The sequence below is a fragment of the Sphingomonas sp. H160509 genome (assembly GCF_024124765.2).
In the GTDB taxonomy this organism is placed as follows: domain Bacteria; phylum Pseudomonadota; class Alphaproteobacteria; order Sphingomonadales; family Sphingomonadaceae; genus Sphingomonas.
In genome coordinates, this window is the sequence record NZ_JAMXSR020000002.1 from 1,877,468 (window position 1) to 1,897,756 (window position 20,289).

At 64.1% G+C, this 20,289-nt stretch carries 19 protein-coding genes and 4 pseudogenes; 10 read left to right on the plus strand and 13 right to left on the minus strand.

Annotated features, from left to right (window positions below; translation table 11 throughout):
- From NHF48_RS10845 to NHF48_RS10900, 10 genes and pseudogenes are all read right to left on the minus strand, one after another.
- Complete coding sequence (locus NHF48_RS10845; RefSeq protein ID WP_253071114.1) at nucleotides 1-1,017, minus strand: NADP-dependent oxidoreductase; 1,017 nt, start codon at nucleotides 1,015-1,017, stop codon at nucleotides 1-3.
- Nucleotides 1,014-1,382, minus strand: coding sequence for an acyl-CoA dehydrogenase family protein (locus NHF48_RS10850; protein WP_253071115.1), 369 nt, complete (start codon nucleotides 1,380-1,382; stop codon nucleotides 1,014-1,016). The genes NHF48_RS10845 and NHF48_RS10850 overlap by 4 nt, the downstream gene beginning before the upstream one ends.
- Nucleotides 1,291-2,022: an acyl-CoA dehydrogenase family protein gene (locus tag NHF48_RS10855; protein ID WP_253071116.1), complete on the minus strand. Its 732-nt coding sequence runs from the start codon at nucleotides 2,020-2,022 to the stop codon at nucleotides 1,291-1,293. Before NHF48_RS10855 ends, NHF48_RS10850 begins: the two co-directional genes overlap by 92 nt.
- 1 nt (nucleotide 2,023) lies before the next feature.
- Nucleotides 2,024-3,200 (minus strand): annotated as a pseudogene (locus NHF48_RS10860) (acetyl-CoA C-acetyltransferase).
- A gap of 19 nt (nucleotides 3,201-3,219) precedes the next feature.
- Nucleotides 3,220-4,397: pseudogene (locus NHF48_RS10865) on the minus strand (acyl-CoA dehydrogenase family protein).
- A complete protein-coding gene (locus NHF48_RS10870) occupies nucleotides 4,397-5,545 on the minus strand; it encodes a thiolase family protein (RefSeq protein WP_253071117.1) in 1,149 nt (382 codons plus the stop codon). The pseudogene NHF48_RS10865 and the gene NHF48_RS10870 overlap by 1 nt, the downstream one beginning before the upstream one ends.
- Entirely contained in the window at nucleotides 5,542-5,964 is a 423-nt protein-coding gene (locus tag NHF48_RS10875; protein ID WP_446741144.1) for a Zn-ribbon domain-containing OB-fold protein, read from the minus strand. The genes NHF48_RS10870 and NHF48_RS10875 overlap by 4 nt, the downstream gene beginning before the upstream one ends.
- Nucleotides 5,965-5,994: 30 nt before the next feature.
- Nucleotides 5,995-6,807, minus strand: coding sequence for a helix-turn-helix transcriptional regulator (locus NHF48_RS25955; protein ID WP_446741145.1), 813 nt, complete (start codon nucleotides 6,805-6,807; stop codon nucleotides 5,995-5,997).
- 101 nt (nucleotides 6,808-6,908) lie between these two features.
- Nucleotides 6,909-7,523: a TetR/AcrR family transcriptional regulator gene (locus NHF48_RS10895; protein WP_253071121.1), complete on the minus strand. Its 615-nt coding sequence runs from the start codon at nucleotides 7,521-7,523 to the stop codon at nucleotides 6,909-6,911.
- Between the two features lie 85 nt (nucleotides 7,524-7,608).
- Nucleotides 7,609-8,319: a carboxymuconolactone decarboxylase family protein gene (locus tag NHF48_RS10900; protein ID WP_253071122.1), complete on the minus strand. Its 711-nt coding sequence runs from the start codon at nucleotides 8,317-8,319 to the stop codon at nucleotides 7,609-7,611.
- A 173-nt stretch (nucleotides 8,320-8,492) separates the two neighbouring features.
- Between NHF48_RS10900 and NHF48_RS10905 the strand changes: the two genes are divergently transcribed.
- The 4 genes and pseudogenes from NHF48_RS10905 (at nucleotide 8,493) to NHF48_RS10920 (ending at nucleotide 13,293) form a co-directional block, all read left to right on the plus strand.
- A complete protein-coding gene (locus tag NHF48_RS10905; protein WP_263817033.1) occupies nucleotides 8,493-9,248 on the plus strand; it encodes an SDR family NAD(P)-dependent oxidoreductase in 756 nt (251 codons plus the stop codon).
- A 9-nt stretch (nucleotides 9,249-9,257) separates the two neighbouring features.
- Complete coding sequence (locus NHF48_RS10910) at nucleotides 9,258-10,019, plus strand: SDR family NAD(P)-dependent oxidoreductase (protein ID WP_253071124.1); 762 nt, start codon at nucleotides 9,258-9,260, stop codon at nucleotides 10,017-10,019.
- Nucleotides 10,016-11,182 carry an acyl-CoA dehydrogenase family protein gene (locus tag NHF48_RS10915; RefSeq protein WP_253071125.1) on the plus strand — a complete coding sequence of 389 codons (1,167 nt, stop codon included), beginning with the start codon at nucleotides 10,016-10,018 and terminating at the stop codon, nucleotides 11,180-11,182. The genes NHF48_RS10910 and NHF48_RS10915 overlap by 4 nt, the downstream gene beginning before the upstream one ends.
- A gap of 81 nt (nucleotides 11,183-11,263) precedes the next feature.
- Nucleotides 11,264-13,293, plus strand: a pseudogene (locus tag NHF48_RS10920) (3-hydroxyacyl-CoA dehydrogenase NAD-binding domain-containing protein).
- A gap of 184 nt (nucleotides 13,294-13,477) precedes the next feature.
- Here the strand turns inward: NHF48_RS10920 and NHF48_RS10925 are convergent.
- Nucleotides 13,478-13,780, minus strand: coding sequence for a hypothetical protein (locus NHF48_RS10925; RefSeq protein ID WP_253071126.1), 303 nt, complete (start codon nucleotides 13,778-13,780; stop codon nucleotides 13,478-13,480).
- Nucleotides 13,781-14,291: 511 nt separating this feature from the next.
- The gene (locus NHF48_RS25960; protein WP_446741146.1) at nucleotides 14,292-14,408 is read right to left on the minus strand and encodes a helix-turn-helix transcriptional regulator; all 117 of its coding nucleotides are present in this window, start codon (nucleotides 14,406-14,408) and stop codon (nucleotides 14,292-14,294) included.
- Between the two features lie 362 nt (nucleotides 14,409-14,770).
- Between NHF48_RS25960 and NHF48_RS10930 the strand changes: the two genes are divergently transcribed.
- The 6 genes and pseudogenes from NHF48_RS10930 (at nucleotide 14,771) to NHF48_RS10945 (ending at nucleotide 19,567) form a co-directional block, all read left to right on the plus strand.
- Complete coding sequence (locus NHF48_RS10930; RefSeq protein ID WP_263816840.1) at nucleotides 14,771-15,274, plus strand: DUF2946 family protein; 504 nt, start codon at nucleotides 14,771-14,773, stop codon at nucleotides 15,272-15,274.
- Nucleotides 15,198-17,558, plus strand: coding sequence for a TonB-dependent receptor (locus tag NHF48_RS10935; RefSeq protein ID WP_253071128.1), 2,361 nt, complete (start codon nucleotides 15,198-15,200; stop codon nucleotides 17,556-17,558). Before NHF48_RS10930 ends, NHF48_RS10935 begins: the two co-directional genes overlap by 77 nt.
- A gap of 164 nt (nucleotides 17,559-17,722) precedes the next feature.
- Entirely contained in the window at nucleotides 17,723-18,187 is a 465-nt protein-coding gene (locus NHF48_RS25005) for a PepSY-associated TM helix domain-containing protein (protein ID WP_342454631.1), read from the plus strand.
- Nucleotides 18,174-18,398: pseudogene (locus NHF48_RS25010) on the plus strand (PepSY domain-containing protein); the annotation flags it as partial. The gene NHF48_RS25005 and the pseudogene NHF48_RS25010, both read left to right, overlap by 14 nt.
- Before the next feature lie 125 nt (nucleotides 18,399-18,523).
- The gene (locus NHF48_RS25015) at nucleotides 18,524-18,970 is read left to right on the plus strand and encodes a PepSY domain-containing protein (RefSeq protein WP_342454632.1); all 447 of its coding nucleotides are present in this window, start codon (nucleotides 18,524-18,526) and stop codon (nucleotides 18,968-18,970) included.
- Nucleotides 18,971-19,201: 231 nt separating this feature from the next.
- Complete coding sequence (locus NHF48_RS10945) at nucleotides 19,202-19,567, plus strand: hypothetical protein (protein WP_056485817.1); 366 nt, start codon at nucleotides 19,202-19,204, stop codon at nucleotides 19,565-19,567.
- Between the two features lie 99 nt (nucleotides 19,568-19,666).
- Here the strand turns inward: NHF48_RS10945 and NHF48_RS10950 are convergent, their stop codons facing one another.
- Complete coding sequence (locus NHF48_RS10950; RefSeq protein ID WP_253071129.1) at nucleotides 19,667-20,260, minus strand: class I SAM-dependent methyltransferase; 594 nt, start codon at nucleotides 20,258-20,260, stop codon at nucleotides 19,667-19,669.
- Nucleotides 20,261-20,289: the final 29 nt, after the last annotated feature.

Below are 20,289 nucleotides of genomic sequence, written 5' to 3' on the forward strand. Positions count from 1 at the left end.
TCACGCCGTGACCAGCAGCGTCCCGTCATTGCTTCCGTCAAACAGTGCAACGAACGCTTCGGGCAGACGCGCGAACCCGGCGCGCTGGTCGATGCGGACGGTGAGCCGGCCCTCGTCAGCCCAGTGCCGCAACTTGGCGCGCGCGACAGCAGCGCGCCCGACGAAATCACCGACCACGAACCCTTCCATGCGGATGCGGCCATAGACCAGCTTCATCATGTCTCGCGGCCCTGGAGCGCCGCCCGCCCGGTCGTAGGACGAGATTTGCCCGCATAAGACGATCCGGCCGTGGTCCGCCATCGCGTTCACCGCGGCATCGAGCTGCTCGCCACCGACATTGTCAAAGAACACGTCGATGCCACCGGGGCACAGTTCAGCCAAGCGGGCTGGAACGTCATCGTTGCGATAATCGATCGCTGCCGTCGCACCGAGTTCTTCGACCAGCTTGCGACATTTGTCGGGGCCCCCTGCGATACCGATCACGCGACAGCCTATGATCCCCGCGATCTGACAGACAAGCGAGCCTACCGATCCTGCCGCACCTGATACGACGACGGTTTCTCCCGCCAAAGGCCGTCCGACGTCCAGCAATCCGAAATAGGCCGTCAGACTGTTGGGTGAATACAGGCCAAGCGCCTCGATGAACGTCACGTCGGAAGGTATCGGAAATGGCGGAACCGGGGCTGCATTCGGACGAAGCACGCTCCAGTCCTCCCACCGCGCCATCGCGACCATCCGGGTGCCAACGGGATGATCCGGATAATTCGACTGGACGACCTCACAGGCTGTCATGCCGGCGATCGTGCCGCCGATCGGGATCGAGCCGCGATAGCTTGCGGGGCCGGCGTTCACCCAGTTGCGGATCGTCGGGGCCACGGCGAAGATATGGTTGCGGACCAACACTTCGCCTTCGTCCAGCGCGGGAGGCGTGAACGGCTCGGTCCGCATGGCAAAATCGCTCGTCGCGACACGCCCGTCGGGCCGCTTGGCCAAGGTCCACTTGCGGTTGAACGTCACGCCGCGAGCGCCACGCGCGCCTCACTGGCACTGCCAAACAGACGTGCCAGCAGCATGACTCGCCGCAGGCCACGCCCGACCGGGAGTTCGTCGGTCACGCCCATCCCGCCGTGAAGGTGCACCGCCTCCTCGGCAAGCCGCTGCGCCGCGTCCGCCACATAGGCCTTGGCGCCCAGCACACCGCGCACGAACCCTGCATCATCGCGGTCGACGATCGCCGCTTTCAGCATGAGCGATCGCGCCTGTTCAAGCGCGACGAACATCCGCGCCAACTTATGTTGAACGACCTGAAAGCTGCCGATCGCGACGCCGAACTGCTGGCGCTGGCGTACATACTCCACGGTCTGCTCGTACAGCGTGGACATCGCCCCCCACCAATTCGGCGACGTGGCAAAGGCGAATCATTGCCAAGGTCGTATCACCGTCCTCTTGCCTCAGGACCAAAGCGGGCGTGCCGTCAAACCGCACCATGCCTGCAGCCGATCCGTCGATCAGCCGGACCGGTTCGATCGAAAGCCCGTCGGCGTCGCGTTCGACGAGCCAGGTCGCACCGGCGCCTATCACAACCAGTGCGGCTGCATCGACTGCGGACAATATGAAATCCGCGCGTCCCGTCAGCCGCGCGCCATCGGTCGAGACATCGGCCACCGCGACGGCGAGCACGTGATCGCCCGTCATCGCCGGTGCTACCCATGTCTCGATCGCTGCGGCGTCGCCCCCACGCGCGATCGCATCCGCGGCACCGACGATCCCCTCGGCCAATGGCGTGATCGCAAGCGCGCGGCCGAACTCTTCCGCCACGATCATCACGTCCTGCGGACCGCCGCCCAGGCCGCCCGCTTCTTCGGGCAACAGGAAGCCGAAGAGTCCCAGTTCGCCCAGCGCATGCCAGTCATCCTGCGAGATCGGCCCCTCGCCCGCCGTTGCAGGGTCCGTCCGATCCGCCAGAAAACGGCTGACGGTATCGCGCAACAGGACCTGTTCCTCGCTGGAGGTGATGTTCATGTCACACCCGCTCCACGATCGTGACGTTGGCAATGCCCCCCGCCTTCGCACATCGTCTGCAAGCCGTACCGCCCACCGCGCGCATGCAGCGCGTGAACGAGGGTCGCCATCAGCTTCGTGCCCGTCGCACCCAGCGGATGGCCAAGTGCGATTGCACCGCCATTCACGTTGAGCCGCGCTGGATCGGCACCGAGCGCGGACAGCCACGCCATCGGAATCGATGCGAATGCCTCGTTTACCTCGAACAGATCGATCTGGTCCAGCGCCATGCCCGCCCGTTGCAGCGCGCGACGGGTCGCGGAGATAGGCTCCTCCAGCATGATGACGGGATCGCCCGCCGTCACGGTAAGGTTGTGGATGCGCGCGAGCGGCGTCAGGCCATGCGTCCGAACCGCTTCGGCCGAGGCGACTAGGACACCGCTGGCGCCGTCGCAGATCTGGCTGGCGGTCGCCGCGGACAACGTGCCCTTCTCGCTCAACAGCTTGACCGAACCGATCGACTCGAGCGACGCGTCGGCACGTACGCCCTCGTCATGATCATGCACGACCGAATTGCCATCGGGATCGATCGTCGTGACCGGAACGATCTCGGCAGTGAAGGCGCCGGACGCGCGAGCGGCTACCGCCTTACGGTGGCTTTCCAGCGCATAGGCGTCCATCGCAGCTCGGTCGAAACCGTATTTGTCGGCGATCATCTGTGCACCGGTGAACTGGCTGAAGCCCTCGACGCCGTAGCGTTCCAGGATCTTCGCCGAGAAGGGACTGCCACCCATTCCGGCCTTGGCGGCCAGCGTCACGGGCGATCCCATATGGACGCGGGACATGCTCTCGACGCCGCCGGCGATCACCAGATCCTGCGTGCCAGACATCACCGCTTGAGCCGCGAAGTGCAGCGCCTGTTGCGAGCTGCCGCATTGGCGATCGATCGTGACGGCAGGCACGCTGTCGGGCAGCGACGACGCAAGGACGACGTTACGGCCAAGTGCGAAGGTCTGCTCGCCGATCTGGCTGACGCAGCCGATGATGACGTCGTCGATCGCCGCTGGATCGACACCGGTCTCGGCGATGATGGCGTCGAGTATCGTCGCACCCAGGTCCGCCGGGTGAATCCCCGCAAGCCTGCCATTGCGACGGCCACCGGGAGTACGTTTCGCTGATACGATGAAAGCTTCTGGCATGAAAATGGTCCTTCGATGGTCAGAGGCCGACGGCGGCCTTGGCAATGATGGTGAGCTGGATTTCGCTGGTGCCGCCGAAGATCGACCACGCCCGCGCGTTGAGATAGCGTGCGGCGGCCAAGCCTGTCTCGGGCGGGCCGACCAGTGCGGGCGCGTCGTCGGCGTGGAACGGGCGTTCGGCGGGGAGCTGCAAGCTCGCCATGCCGAACGCGTCGATTGCAAGACCCTCGATCCCCTGGCGCACTTCGGAGGCGATGAGTTTCACCGCGAGGCTACGCGCATGCGGTGGATTGCCCTGCTCGATCTCCAGCAACGTGCGCAACTCGGTCATCTCGAGCGCTTCCGCCTCCAGCCGCAGCCGTACGGCGCGATCCGCCAGTTCACCCCTCAACGTCGTGGCGCGCGTCAGACGATCGAGATCGGCCAGCAATTGCGGCGCATAGCCGGTACCACCGCGCTCGTTCTCGAGCAGGAACTTGGCGATCGTCCACCCCCTGCCCTTCCTCGCCGACCAGGTTCGCGACGGGAACACGGACGTCTTCGAGAAAGACCTCGTTCAGTTCATGGTCTCCCGACGCGCTCAGAATCGGTCGCACGGTAACACCGGGCGATGCCATGTCGATCAGCAGGAACGAGATGCCGCGCTGCGCCTTGACGGTAGCGTCGGTGCGTACCAGCGCGAACATCCAGTTCGCGAATTGCGCCTGCGTAGTCCAGATCTTCTGACCCGAAACGATATACTCGTCGCCTTCGCGCACCGCGCGCGTGCGGAGCGAGGCGAGGTCGGAGCCTGATCCCGGTTCCGAAAAGCCCTGTGCCCAGATGTGTTCGCCGCTGCGCAATGCAGGCAAAAATCGCTCCTGCTGTTCATCACTGCCATAGGTATACAGGACTGGCCCGACCAGCTTCAGTCCCATACCGGGCAGGATCGGTGCGCCGGCGGCCGTGCATTCGGTCTCGAATATCCAGCGGCGCACGGCATCCCATCCGGGACCACCAGCTGCTTTAGGCCAGAAATAGACGAGCCAGCCCTTGGCGTTCAACGCCGCCTGCCACGCAAGATAAACGTCGGGTTCGGCAAATACGCCCGACGTCAGGGGTTGCACCCCGCCGCATCTCCGGCGTCAGCGCGTCCTGCAGGAAGGACCGCACCTCTGTACGAAAAGCCTGCTGTTCTGGGGATAGCGAAAGATCCATCACGCGCGCTCCACGATCGCGACGCCCGAGACGCCGGGGGCGCCATAGACGTGACTATAGCCCAACCGGGGGCTGCCCGGCACCTGCCGCGCGCCAGCCTGGCCGGTCAGCTGGCGGTAATTCTCGTACACCTGCCGCAACCCCGAGGCGCCGACCGGCTCCCCGCACGCGAGGCAACCGCCATCGGTATTGACCGGCAGCGCACCGCCAATCCGCGTGCGTCCCTCCGCCAGCCACCGTTCCTGCTCGCCGTCGGCGCAGAAACCGTTCTCGGCCATGTGCATGATCTCTGCCCCGCTTTCGGTATCCTGCAATTGCGCGACGCCGATATCGGCAGGACCGACCCCTGCCATCTCATATGCAGCGCGCGAGGCGATCTCGGTGGGCGATGGCCCACGATCGATTTCCAGCGCCGGCGAAAAGACCTCGAACGACCCCGGCGGGCGGCTACGGACCGCGGCCGCACGAAGCCGCACCATCGGCAATCCCAGTTCGCGTGCGCGCTTGCCACTCGCGAAGATCAGAGCAACCGCGCCTTCGCCAGGCGAGCAGAACATGAACTTGGTCAGCGGGTCGCTCACCATCGTCGATTGCAGGATCGTGTCCGCATCGACCGGTTCGCGCCGCCATGCATGCTCGGTCAGCGCACCATTTGCGAATGCCTTCTCCGCGACTGCCGCGAGGGTCGGTGGAGTAATGCCGTAAGCTGCCATGTACCGTTGGATCTTCATCGCGAAGAACTGCGTGGTCAGCATCAGGCCAGTCTCGCCATACCATTCGGGCAGGCCCCATTCGGCAGGCTTCGGGTCGAAGGCACCACGCGGATGCTTGTCGAAGCCGACGGCGATACCCAAGTCGAACTCGCCCGACTTGATCGTCGTATAGGCGCCGAACATCGCCGAGCCGCCGGTCGCGCAACCGTTCGACACGTTGATGAACTGCAAGCCAGTCAGTCCCAGATCGGAGACCATGGTGTCGGCTTTGCCCGCGGCGTCCGATCCGCCATAGGCGAACTGCACGTCGGGCCAGGCAAGACCCGCATCAGCGAGTGCCGCGCGCACCGCGAACGCTCCCTGCTGCAAGCCGCTGCGGCCCGGTGTACGGCCGAACGGGTGGATGCCGGCACCGATAATGAAGACGTCGCTCATGCCGCCAACGCCGTTGGCGCGAAAGCGAAGGTCGTACGAACCTCTCCATCCATTCGCGTGAAGGCCTGCGCCACCAGCGTCATCGGCATGTCGATCGCGAACCGGTCGATCGGTGCGCCGGTCAGCCGACCCTCGACGATCAATGCTTCACCTAGAGCCACATAGCCGACGGCATAGGGTTCGAACGCTTCTGGCCCCGCATAGGGCGGCGACTTGGGACGGAAACGCTGCACCGTCCATGACCATAAACGGCCTTCGCGGGGCAAGGTTACCGTTTCAAAACGGTCCTCGTCATCGGGTAGCGGAAAGGCGATCGCGCCCGTCATGCGATTGCGGCCCGCCAATAAGGCGACGTCGCCCTGCCCATCGCGAACAAGCAAGCGATCGTCGATCAGGGGGCGCATCTTCCAGCGGTGCATCCAGCATATCTCTCTCCTTGGTTCGAGAGACTAGCGGCATTGCCAATGATACGCCGCTGACCTTTGTGTCAGCGCACCTTGCCGAGAAAACCGAGCTGCGCCGCCTTGAACAGCGCCTGGTCGCGATTGACGGCATCGAGCTTCTGCGCGGCGGAGCGGATATGAAAGCGAATGGTGGTGCGCTTCAGGCCAAGGATGATCGCGATATCGTCGTTGGTCTTGCCTGCTCCCGCCCACCGCAGGCACTCTACCTCCCGCTTTGTCAGCGCCACCCCCCGCCAGCTGCTCGCGTGGCTGTTCTGTTGCCTTGACGTAGCTGGTGATGAAAATTCTCGCCAGCAGCGCCAGTGCCTCGTCATGCGCGCCGAAGATCGTACTCAGTTCTTCCACGGCATGATCATGATGGACGAAACTTGCAGCGCCGATCTGTCCGAACGGGAGATGCACCGGCGCCACGATCGCTGCCCGCGTGAACGCCCGCGCCTCAAAATCGGAGAGGTCGAGCGCTTCCAGCGCGCGATTGCGCGACCGCGAATAAATGCCGCTTCTGTTGCACCAGAACGGTTCCCCCTCCAGCCGACACGCCTTGGGCAGAGGCGACGTCAGGCCGAGCAGCGGGACTTCCCACCATAACGCCCCAGCCTCGCCCGGGGTAAAGACATCGCTGGCGAGCACGCGGCCGTCCGCATCCTTCATCGGCGTCGAGGTGGCGATATTGTGCGTGATGTTGACGAGAAGCCCGGTACGCTCGCTCACCGCATCGCGCAGCGCCTCGGCAGCCGGACGTATGTCTGCGGACGTCTGTATCCGTACCGCGTCGAGGATATCGTCGTCGATCAGCATGGCAGCGCGGGGGGGACCCGAAGTCCAGATACAAACACGGTGAGGATCAGGTCGTGATCGGTCGTACATGGACGGGGTCTAACAGGATCGCCGCCGTCGCGTTACCCCTGCGATGCGTTGGTCTTGAGCCCGTCGAAGAAGGGTTGGCATAGTGCATCCGCGACTTGCTCCGGCGTCTGCGTCGGGGCCAGCGGCGGGTACCATTTATACGCCCAGTTGCACATGCCCAGGAAGCCGTAGGTCGTAATGGTCGGATCGACGCTGCGGAATTCGCCGCTCGCTATGCCCGCTTCGATCAAGCCCTTCACGCGGGCAAAATAATCGCGTCTTGCCTGGCGGATAGCATCGCGCATTTCCCCTTCCAGATCACCGTAATTGTCCATGAAGGCACGAACATAGCCCGGGTGGTTGGCGATCTGAGTCAGGATGCCGACGCACGCCGCGCGTAGCGACGGTACCGGATCGGAGCCCTCCTCCACCGTAAGCCCGGCAAGCAAGGCTTGGATATGCGTATCGTGGATCGCGTACAGAATGGAAATCTTGCTCGGGAAGTAATGGTATAGCGTCGGCTTTCCCATGCCGACCTCGTCCGCGAGCATCTGCATCGACGTATTGTGATACCCGACTTTGTCGAACAGGCCGGCGCAATGCTCGATGATCGCAATACGCTTCTCATCATGCGCTTCCGTGCGAACCTTGGTCGTCTTTGCCGGCATGCGGTGTCGTATCCTCTTGTCTAGCAGTTATCGTTCGTATGCCGTTCGAGCGCGTGCGTCCATGCATCCGCGCAGTCTTGGACTGTTATCCGCTCTTTGGCGCTTCCATCGCGGTTGCGCCGATCGCCCATGCCGACAACCCGGCGACCGGGACCGCGCAAAGGATGGCTTCGGCGATCTGGGCCTCGGTCGCGCCCGCCTTTCGTGCGCCATCGATGTGAACGGCGGCCCAGTTACTATAGTCCGCGGCGAGCACGGTCACGAGCAGGAGTTCCGCATGAGCCGGCTCCAATGCGGTCCCCGACAGCGTCCCCTCACGCATGAGATAATAGGCGTCGGCGCCGGTGGGCACGAGATCGAGCAACAGCCGAAGCGATGGCGGCACCGTACCGAAATACTTGATGAAATTGCCTTCCGCGTCTCCCTCGGCGACCTCAACGGGCTGCTCGTCGGCCTCGATCACGGCATCGTCGGGATAGGTCACGCTCAGCACTTCGGCGAAACGCAGCGCCGCCCCCTCGCCTCGCGAACTCGACAAAATCGTCATCGCCGCGGCGGCATGCGCGCTCGTCAGCCCAGCGGTCGCGGCCTGCGCCAATTCCCGTCGCGCCATCGCCTCATAGCCCTTCGTACAAGCGGCCGCGGCGACAAACAGACGCTTGAGCGAAGCCGGCAGCGCACCGTCCTCCTCGACCACCTTACGAAACCGCGCATAACCCGCAACGGTCTTCGGAGCGTTGGAGCGCAGTCGCCCGCTTGAAAGGAGCAGATTGGCTTGGGGGGCGTCGCGAGTCACGTCTTTCTCCTTCAAGCAGAAGCCGATGAGCCTTGGTTCGGCCTGTGTGCCGCCCTTCTTAACGACCATCCGGACGCTGACAACAGTTGACGACCGACCGTACGGTCGATTATTCGTGGCGGCGATAATCGAGAAGGATGTCAGACTATGACGAACGACCGGCAATCGACGTGATGAGAGCATTGGAAAACCGCGTCGCCCTGGTCACGGGCGCGGCGTCGGGCATCGGGCGCGCTACCGCCCGTCGCATGGCCGAACACGGTGCGACCGTTATTCTCGTCGATCGGACAGCAGACGCCTTGCCCGGCGCGCTGGAAGACCTGCCGGCAGGTGCGCACCGCACCGTCACGCTCGACGTCACCGACGAAGCCGGCTGGATCGACGTGGCGCGGACCATCACCGATGAAATCGGGCATCTCGACATCTTGGTGAACAACGCTGGCTTCGGGACCTTCCGTTCCATCGCCGATACTACGCTCGATCACTGGCGGATGGTCATGGCCGTCAACCTCGACAGTATCTTTCTCAGCACCAAATATCTCCTGCCGCTGCTCGCGAAGTCGCCAACGGGCGGTGCGGTCGTCAATATGTCGTCGATCCGCGGCATCGCGGGCGCCGCCAACACCGGCGCTTACTGTGCGGCAAAGGGCGGCGTTCGCATGTTCACCAAGGCCACTGCACTCGAATGCGCGGCCTTGGGCAACGGGGTACGCGCCAACTCCATTCACCCCGGACACGTCGCCACGCCCCTGACGGCGGGAGCGCACGCGTCGGAGGAAGGACAGCGCGCGCTGCTGGCGGACACGCCGCTTGGGCGCAAGGCCTCGCCAGACGAGATAGCCGATGCCATTGTTTTCTTGGCCGGAGATGGATCGCGCTACATGACGGGCTCCGAACTGATCGTTGATGGCGGATCCACCGCACAATAGGAGACAGTCTTGAAGATCAACGACATAGCCGCCATCGTCACCGGCGGCGCATCCGGACTGGGCGGAGCTACCGCTGCGATGCTCGCGGCCAGAGGGGCCAGGGTAACGATCGTAGATCGGGATCGTGACGCCGCAGAGGCTCACGCCACCGTAATCGGCGGGCGCGCCGCGATCGTCGACGTCACGGACGATGCCGCCATCGAAGCTGCACTCGCCGAGGCGGAACAGGCCCATGGCGTCGCCCGCATATTGGTCAATTGTGCCGGCGTGGCGCCCGCGATCAAGACCGTCGGCAAGGAAAACGTTCCGCATCCGCTCGACGCCTTCCGCCGCGCCGTCGAGATCAACCTGATAGGCACCTTCGCGATGATTGCCCGCTTCTCGGCGAGACTGGTCGCGGCCGAGCCGATCGGTGAGGAACGCGGCGTGATCGTCAACACCGCCTCGGTGGCGGCCTATGACGGACAGGTAGGCCAGGCAGCCTATGCCGCCTCGAAGGGTGGCGTCGTCGGCATGACGCTCCCCATCGCTCGCGACCTTGCGCAGCATCGCATCCGGGTGATGACGATCGCCCCCGGGATCTTCCTGACGCCGATGCTCATGGGCCTGCCACAAGCGGCGCAGGATTCGCTGGGAACGCAGGTGCCGCACCCCAGTAGGCTCGGGAAACCAGACGAATATGCCGCACTGGTCGAAGCGATCCTGACCAATCCCATGCTCAACGGCGACGTGATCCGCCTTGATGGTGCGATCCGGATGGCACCCCGATGAGCGGCGCCACGATTGCCGCAGCCGTGGCACGCTTCGTTCGCGACCGGGTGGTGCCGTACGAACACGATCCCCGGCGTAGCGCGCACGGTCCTTCGGACGAACTCGTCCAGGAGTTGCGCGATCTGGCGCGCGCGGCCGGCGTCCTGACACCGCATATTCTGTCCGACGGTAGCCATCTGTCGCACAGGGATACGGCTAAGGTGCTGCGCGCTGCCGGGTTGTCGCCGCTCGGGCCATTGGCGGTCAACGTCATGGCACCCGACGAGGGCAACATGTATCTGCTCGGCAAGGTCGCCAGCACCGAGCAGAAGGCGCGCTTCCTCTCGCCGCTGGTGGACGGCACGGCGCGATCCGCCTTCTTCATGACGGAGCCAGCGGCCGATGGGGGCGCAGGCTCGGATCCGTCGATGATGCTCACGACCGCCGCTCGCGACGGAAACCACTGGGTCGTCAATGGTCGCAAGGCGTTCATCACGGGCGCCGACGGTGCGAAGGTCGGCATCGTGATGGCGAAAGCCGACGAAGGCGCGACGATGTTCCTGGTCGACCTGCCCGATCCTGCGATCACGATCGAACGCGTGCTCGATACGATCGACAGTTCCATGCCGGGCGGTCATTCGGTCGTCGCTATCACCAACCTGCGCATTCCGGCCGACCAGATGCTCGGCATTCCGGGCGATGGCTTCAAGCTCGCGCAAGTTCGGCTGGCGCCCGCGCGGCTTACCCATTGCATGCGGTGGCTGGGTGCCTGCGACCGCGCGAACGAGATCGCGACCGACTATGCCTGCCGCCGCCACGCGTTCGGCAAGCCGCTGGTCGATCACGAAGGGGTCGGCTTCATGCTGGCCGAGAATCTGATCGATCTGAGACAGGCCGAACTGATGATCGATTGGTGCGCCGACGTGCTCGATACCGGCGCGCTTGGTACCGTGGAAAGCTCGATGGCAAAGGTTGCGGTCAGCGAGGCGTTGATGCGCATCGCCGATCGTTGCGTGCAGGTCATGGGCGGCACCGGCGTGACCGACGACACGATCGTCGCGCAAGTCTTTCGCGAGGTACGCGCCTTTCGAATCTACGACGGCCCCACCGAAGTCCACAAGTGGAGCCTCGCCAAGAAGATCAAGCGCGACTGGCGCGACGCCCAAAGTCCGGTTCATCCATGACAGGCCTGTCGTTCGAGCGCGTTGGACGCCCCCTTTTGTCCTGCCAGCGCCACATTGGACGACAGTAATTCCGGAGATAGTATGACCCCATCGAAGAACACTGGCCCGATCCGCACCGAACGCCATGACGACGTGCTCGTCATCATCTCGAACAATCCTCCCGTCAACGCGCTCGGTGCTGCGGTGCGGCAGGGCCTCGAAGCCGCGATCAAGGACGGCGTCAACGACGACAGCATCACCGCGATGGTGATCCGCTGCGACGGCCGCACGTTCTTCGCGGGTGCCGACATCACCGAGTTCGGCAAGGAAATGGTCGAGCCCGGCCTGCCGACCGTCGTCGACATGATCGAGGCGTCGTCGAAGCCCGTCGTCGCGGCGATCCACGGCACCGCGCGCTCGGCGGCGGCTGCGAAGTGACGCTCGGCTGCCATTACCGCGTCGCCGTTCCCTCGGCGAGGATCGGCACGCCCGAAGTGAAGCTCGGCCTGCTCCCCGGCGCGGGCGGCACGCAGCGCATCCCGCGCATAGCCGGCGTGAAGCTCGCGCTCGAGATGACCGCGAAGGGCGATCCGATCTCGGCGAAGAAGGCGCTCGACGCCGGCCTGATCGACAAGATCGTCGGCGAGGACTCGCTCGAGGCCGATGCCGTCGCCTTTGCACGCGAGATCGCGACCAAGCGCCCCCTGCCCCGTGCGTCCGAGAAGACCGCGCAGGCCGATCCGGATGCCGTGGCTGCGTTCAAGAAGGAGAATGCGCGCCGTTTCCGTAACTTCGACGCGCCGGCTGCCAACATTGCCTGCGTCGAGAAGGCCGCCGACGGTTCGAGCTTCGAAGAGGGCATCGCGTTCGAACGCCAGGAATTCATGAAGCTCATGATGGGCGTGCAGTCGGCCGCACAGCGCCACATCTTCTTCGCCGAACGCCAGGCCGCGAAGATCGACGACGTCCCCGCCGACACCAAGCTGCGTGAGATCAAGCGCGTCGGCGTGATTGGCGCGGGCACGATGGGCGGCGGCATCTCGATGAACTTCCTGTCCGCGGGTATCCCGGTGACGATCGTCGAGATGCAGCAGGAGGCGCTCGACCGCGGCACCGGCGTCGTACGCAAGAACTACGAAGCGACCGCCGCCAAAGGCCGGATCAAGCCCGAGCAGGTCGAGCAGGCGATGGGCGCGCTGAAGCCGACGCTCGACTTCGCCGATCTCGCCGAATGCGATCTGATCATCGAGGCGGTGTACGAGACGATGGAGGTGAAGAAGGAGATCTTCACCAAGCTCGACGCGATCGCCAAGCCGGGCGCGATCCTGGCGTCGAACACGTCGTATCTGGATATCGACGAGATCGCCGCGTGCACGAAGCGGCCCGAGGACGTGGTCGGGATGCACTTCTTTTCGCCCGCCAACGTGATGAAATTGCTGGAGGTCGTGCGCGGCGACAAGACCGCGGACGACGTGCTCGCGACCGTCATGGCGCTCGCGAAGAAGATCAAGAAGGTCGCTGTGGTGGCAGGCGTCACCTACGGTTTCATCGGCAACCGGATGCTGATGCCGCGGCAGGTCGAGGCGACCAAGCTGTTGCTCGAAGGCGCGAGCCCGGAGCAGATCGACAAGGTGCACGTGGCGTTCGGGATGCCGATGGGGCCGTTCCAGATGAGCGATCTGGCGGGCGTCGACATCGGCTGGCACCGCGATCCGAGCCGGATCGAGAACATCCGCGATGCGCTGGCGGCGGAGAACCGCTGGGGCCAGAAGACCAAGGCGGGCTTCTACGATTACGACGAGAAGCGGACGCCGTCGAACTCGGCGCGGGTCACGGAGATCATCGACGACTTCCGCAAGAAATCGGGCGTGACGCCGCGCGAGATCAGCGACGAGGAGATCGTCGTGCGGACGCTCTACACCATGGTCAACGAAGGCGCGCTGATCCTCGAAGAGGGCAAGGCGCAGCGCGCGTCGGACGTCGATGTGGTGTGGATCTACGGGTACGGCTGGCCGGTGTACCGCGGCGGGCCGATGTTCTGGGCGCAGTCCGAGGGGTTGCCGAAGGTCGTCGCGGGGCTGGAGAAATACGGGTTCCCGGTGGCGAAATCGCTCAAGGCCGGTTCGCTATGACGGCGTTTCCGGTCTCCAAATCCAATCGAGTTTACGACCGCCCGAACGGTGGCAGGAATGAAGCGGGGATCCATACTCTACTGACCTGCTAAATCTCTCAATACCAGAAATGGTCATAGCCGTCGGCGTAAGGGTTGCTATCGGCAATGCCGACTTTCGGAAAGAGTGCGGCGCGTATCCACCTTTATGTGGACAATACGGCGACCTCGATACACTCCTCCGCCTCGCACCATTTTGCCAGATCGCGTGTTTTCAAAGAACGATGGCCTTGGCCCTTGGTGACGCCAGCATCAGCCACCCACTTCCAGCGACAAATACGCGACGGCAGGAACAGTGACGGTCGTGCGAAATCAGCCATAAATTGCCCGGTTGCTTTCGCGAAGACGACATCGCCGGTGTAGGCAGAGACCGAATTGTGGCGATATCGCAAGCCAGGCCGATTAGCGCGGGAATCTAAGGCGGGAATGCAGTGGATGAGCTGCCGCATCGAGGTTGTCTTCGTTACCCAGTGATGGTGGATTCTAAACGAACGCGGCCAGCCCCCGATCGCATCGTTAGGACATCCCGATGGCAACATTATCGATCGCTATGGCGGCGGATCCGGGCCAGTAGACGGAAACCGTGTCGTCTGGGCGGTGCAATTGCTCCAGTCGATCGCTATGCCGACGAGCAGTGAAGTTTACGTTCTTTCTCGCCGACCGGATGTCATGAACGGTGTTTGCCAATTCACCATAATAGCGCTCCGCGACTACTCTACCATTGTGAAGCAAAACTACGCTCGCACATCGAAGTGTTCGTCATGACCGAACGCCGCGAGGAACGTTTCGAGAGCGAGGCGATACCCGGCGCAGAGGCAGCAGCGGACAACGCGACGGCGCTGGGCGCGATGACAGCAGTTTTGATTGATTTCATAGGCCGGTTTCCTGAAGGGATACAGCCAGTACCTGCCACATGGCAGCGTTCGCGTCTTGTATCAGCTCAACATATCGAGATTTACCCTAATAGGCAGGAGTTATGTCGAGACGAGACTGGAAGGTTCTGGTCAGATGGGACTGATCGACAACGCCTGCCGATTGCGCGACGTCGGCGAGCGACGCGACACCTTTTCCCAGCATCGCTACAGCTCACTCTAATCGGTGCTAGAGCTTTATGTCACTCGCCCTTGGGATGGGCCTGCTATCGAGTAGCGCGTCAGAGAGCAGCGATGACCGCGAGATCATCGCGCAATCAGGCGCATCTGAAGTGGCAGCTGTTACTGCGCGGCGGCATGGAGCTGTTAGCCGAACCTTTCGCCATGCTGGCATTGCCAACCAGGGTGGCAGAAATGTTCAACGGGAATGGCCCCGTACAGCCGTACGCCCGCTCTGGCAGGTCAACCAAGACACCACCCGCTAGCTGCGCTACCTTGCCTTCGATGCTCGCGACTCGTCGCCTCTTAGCGCAACGCTATTTTGCCGTGCTTTTCTGCGCGGCAGCGTTGTTACTGAAGCTGCTCGTACCGACCGGGTACATGATCGGCAGTGAGCACGGCCGGATTACGATCGAGCTATGTTCCGGCGTTGCCCCCAACGCCACGACGATGACCATGTCGGGGACGCACGGCGAGATGCCTGATCACGGCAAAGCGAAGGACCACGGCAAGGCTGAAATGCCGTGCGCGTTTGCGGGCCTGTCAGCCGCATCGCTCGGTGCGATCGATCCCGTTCAGCTCGTCGCCCTGATCGCCTTCGTCATAGCGATCGGGCTGTCACCAGCCGTCCAACCGGCGACGGTCCGCCGCGGCTACCTACGGCCTCCGCTTCGCGGTCCCCGGCCGCCCTTTGACCGACTGATCGTCTGCTCCTTCGAGAGCAACCACGTCCACGGACCGCGCGCTATCGCGAGGGCCGGTCAAAGGCCTATCCATGATCCGAACTCACTTGCTGGCAGGGGCGTGCCTGCCCTGCCTCCTGCTCGCCGTACCAGCGTCCGCTCAGGATGACGCGGCACGCATCACGAAGTCCGACCTGACAGTCACCAATGCGCAGGACCTCCACACAGCGCAAACCGGCGACATCATCGTCACGGCGCTGAAACGCCCGCAGGCGCTTCAGGACGTGCCGGCAAGCGTTACCATCCTTTCCGCCGACCTGCTTCGCCGCCTCGACGCGCAGGACTTCTCCCGCGTCGCGGACTCCGTGCCGGGCTTGGCCTTCGCGACCACCGGGCCCGGCAACTCGCAGTACATCATACGCGGGATAGGCGGGGTGGGGTTCGTCCAGTCGCCGACCACGGGCGTCTACCTCGACGAGACCCCGCTTCAGACCCGCGCACTCCGCGGCTTTTCACAGCCCGACCCGCAGCTGTTCGACGTCGCTCGGGTCGAAGTGCTGCGCGGACCGCAAGGCGTGTTGTTCGGGTCGTCATCGATGGGCGGCCTGGTCCGCATCGTGACCAACCAGCCCGACCCGACCAAGATCGCCGCACTGAGTCAGGCGAGCGTTTCGACCGTCACCGATGGCGGCACGAGCTGGGACGCCAAGGCGATGCTCAATTTCCCGATCATCGCCGATACACTCGCGCTGCGCATATCGGGCGGGTTTGTCCGGCAGGGCGGCTGGATCGACGATCTGCGGCCGACTACCGGCGACCTGACCGAGAATGCGGGAACGTCGGCCGTTCGCAAGGACGTCAACTGGACGCGCACCGGCACGGTTCGCGCCGCTCTGCGCTGGAATACAACACCGACCCTGACGATCACGCCGTCGTTGGTCTGGCAGGACGCCTATAGCAACGCGGACCGTCCCCATAGCGACGTGACCTTCGACAAGCGCGCTCGGCTGAAGGCGCGGCATGCGGACACGTATGCCAAGGACCGGTTCGTCATCGGCTCGCTGCTGATCGAGAACCGGTTCGACGCGCTCGGGGGCTTCACGCTGTCGTCGAATTCGTCCTGGCTCGACCGGCGCAACCGGCTGTCGTTCGACGTCACCGCATTCGACTCTCCGATCGTCGAGGACATCGTCGGACCGGGTCCCGGGGGCAGGCTGTTCCCAACGCCGCTCGTGGATTTCGGTCGCACGAGACAATTTACGCAGGAGGTGCGCGCGGTGTCCGATGGCCCGGGGCGGCTGCAATATGTGTTCGGCGCGCTCTACCGCGACCTTCATCAGGGCTCCGGTCGCAGCATCACCGTCGCCGACCTGTTCGGCGTCACCGCGCCGCTGCCGCTTGGTGCCAGCAGCCCGGCCGTCATCCAAGACACGACGGTGCGCTTCCGTGAGAGGGAGATCGCGGCGTTCGGCGAGCTGACCTATACCGTGGTACCGAAGGTGAAGGTCGCTGCGGGAGCCCGTGTGTTTGCCTATCGCCAACGCGAAGCAAGCCGACGCTACGGGATTGGTGGCGTCGCAGGCGGCGACCTCGCCTACGATTATGACGAGCGCAATCGCGAGAACGGCGTCACACCGCGCTTCACGCTGAGCTATGAGCCAAGCCGTGCCGCGACGCTCTACGCCAGCTACTCGCAGGGATTCCGCACCGGGGGCGTCAATGCGCCCGTGACCGATGATATCTGCTCTGCCGCGGAACGTCGCGCGGCGGGCATTCCCGACGTACCGCCACCTTACGACAGCGATCGTACCGACAATTACGAGATAGGCGCCAAGACCAGTCTCTGGGGTGGTCGTGTGCGGATCAACGGCGCTGCCTATGCGATCGACTGGAAGGACTATCAGCAGGCGTTCCAGACTGCGTGCGGGATCAACAACGCGATGACCATCTCCTTCACTGTCAACGCCGGCCGGGTTCGTAGCCGTGGCGGCGAGCTTGAAGTTTCCGTGTCGCCGGTCCGGGGGCTCGATCTTCACGCGGGCGGATCGTTCACCGACGCGACCTACCGCAACGACGTGCCCAACTTGCTGCTGCCGGCAGGCTCGCGTGTGCTCGATGTGCCGCGCTGGCTATGGAATGTGCGCGGCGAGTACGAGACCGCGCTCACAGAAGGGCTGACCGGCACGCTGTTCGCCGCGGCGCGCCACGTCGGCGAATCCAACAGCGGGTTCGGCGAAGGCGAGGTGCTGCCGCGTCCGGCCTACACGCTGGTCGATGCCTCCGCGGGGGGTGACGATGCATGGCGGCCTGGGGGGTCGACCTGTTCGTCACCAACCTGTTCGACGCCGTGCCGGTCTTTGGCCAGGAGTTCACGACGTCGCCCGGCAACACCACTGCGAACAGCTACTTTTCCTATCTCGTCGGTCCGCCGCGGACTGTCGGGATACGTCTGACCCAGGCATTATGATGGCGGGCATGGACGCTTCAGCGATGAACACGAACCCACCCGGCGGCCATCGGGAACCCGGCGCACGGTGGTACAACGCGGTATGGCGTTGGCACTTCTATGCAGGGGCTGTTCTGCATCCCATTCATTATCTGGTTGTCACTAACGGGCATGATCTATCTGTGGCGACCGCAGCTGGAAGCATGGTTGGACCAGCCCTACTATCATCTTCCCGTTGCCGGGCGGACCGTCTCACCCGACGCGCAGGTGCGGGTGGCACTGGCTGCGGTGCCACGATCGTCGCTGCATAAATACGTACTCCCGGAGCATCCGGGAAACGCCGTGCGTGTGATCGTCTCCGCCGATGGCGTTGATCACCGCGTCTATGTCGATCCGCACTCGCTTGCGGTGCTGAAGGTCATCGGCGAGGAAGACCGGCCGCTCAACGTTGTATCGCGCCTTCACGGCGAATTGCTCGCGGGGGTGTGGGGCAGCTACCTCGTCGAGATCGCCGCGTGCTGGGCGATCGTCATGCTCCTGACCGGGCTTTATCTATGGTGGCCGCGCAACAGGAAGGGCCTCGCGGGTGTCCCTCTACCCTCGCCTGGGGCGCGGCCGACGCGTGTTCTGGCGTGATATCCACGCGACTGCCGGCATCTGGGTTTCGGTGTTCGCGCTCGGGCTGATCCTCACTGGCCTTCCATGGGCAAATGCCTGGGGCAGCTATCTGGGGGAGGTCCGCACGCTCACGGGCACGACGCAGGGTCCCGTCGACTGGACGATCGGCGGCAAGGCGCCGACGGCGAAAGCGGACGCGATGCTTGGGGCTCACGCCGGGCATGACGGCATGGTCATGGCTGCCCCGCCGATCCCGCCCGGTGAGCTTGGGCGCGTGATCGCTACGGTCCGGCCGTTGCGGATTGCACCGCCTGTGCTGCTGTCTCCCCCGCGCATGAAGGCGGGCCGTGGGCGGTGTCATCGGACGCAGCCGATCGCCCACTGCGATCGGACGCGCAGGTCGATGGTGCGACAGGCCGCCTTGTCGGCCGTGTCGCGTTCGCCGACCGCCATTGGATCGACCGGGTCATCGGCTACGGCATCGCGGCGCACGAGGGCGCGCTGTTCGGCATCGCCAATCAGATCCTCGGCACGCTAACCGCGCTGCTGCTGACCGTCCTCGCCGTATCGGGCGGGATCATGTGGTGGCGGAGGCGACCGACGGGTTTGCTGGGCGCACCATTGCCGCAGAACCGGCCGCGCTTTCGGATCGGGTTGGTGGCAGCGATCGTCGGGCTTGGGGTCTACATGCCGCTGTTCGGCACGACACTCGTGATCGTCCTCTTAGTCGAACGGGTTGTCCTGCGCCGCATTGCCAAGACGCGACGCTGGCTGGGGCTGGGAAGAGCCGCTTCTTCCTGAAGGGGATGCGGGAACAGTAGGTGTGATCGCACGGCGCCGGTCACTATCCACCTGACGAGCCGTTAGCCCCTGTGCCTCGACCGTATCTGACAGTGTCATGCTCCAACGCAGGGCAGCCCATACATCACAGGCGTTTTAGCCTGACACGCCGACGGATATCGGCGCGATGGCGCCGAGACGTCGGAACCCTCCCCCTATCTTCCCGCGCTTGAGCCATGAAGGAGAGACGGCATGGACGACCAGCGTGTGTGGGAATTCGAAGGAAGCCTATGGGATGCCAGCGACGAGCATTACCAGGAGCGGATCGACGAGGAGATCGTCATGGTCTTGCCCCGTCCGCCTTATGTCTTCCAGGGGCAGGAAGCGAAGGATGCGGTCAAGGCTACGCCCGATTGGGATACGGTCGAGCTATCGGATCGACGAGTGTCACGACCTCAAGAGGGCCTGATCGTCGTTGCGTACACCGCGCGCTGCGCAAGCGGCGACGAGAAGTACGAGGCACATTGCACCTCGACTTTGCGGATGCGGGGACACGACGATTGGCTGGTCGTCCAACATCAGCAGACGCCACCCTTAACCGCCAGCGTCGAGGCCTGACCGCGGGCTTGCCGTTGCGCCCGATACATACCTGTAACAGGCGCGACGGTACTAAACCGGGAAGGCAGCGCCCCTATTGCTGATGTAATGCCAACAGCCTCAACTACGACCGGTTATCGCGACCAATGGATCGCCCAGGCGACCGTCGGCAAGTAAGGATGCCGTGACTCCGCGAAAACCCGCCGTCTTGAGATAGAGGCGGACGAGCGAGGTGTGGCCCTGCGTATCAAGAGCACGCCAGACCGCCACGGCCTTGGTCGGGAAGCAGCGGTTCGAGAAGCTTATGATGACGCGGCCTCCTGGCTTCAGCACCCGACGAACCTCGCGCAGTACCCCCAGGGGGTGTTGCAGATATTGAACGCCGACACAGATCAGTACGGCATCGTAGCGCGCGTCCTCTTCGGACAAGTCAGGCACATCGTTCAGGTTCTGGACGAACCAGCGATCGAGGCGCGGGTTGGCCGCGAGTTCCTCTTCGTTCATGCCGTGGCCGACGACCTCGGCATAGGCGACGTCGTCCGGCAGGTGGCTGACCCAGCTCGACATGAGGTCGAGCACCCGCCCGCCAGCGGGGATCGCATCGCGGTACAGGCTGGTCAGTGCGCCGACAGCTGCCTCGTCGATGTGCGTGACTAAACGCGGGGGGTGCGTAGAAGCCAAGGTCGTCGCCATCATCCTGACGGTCGAAGGCATGCGCCGGCAGTCCCAACTCGATCGCTTCG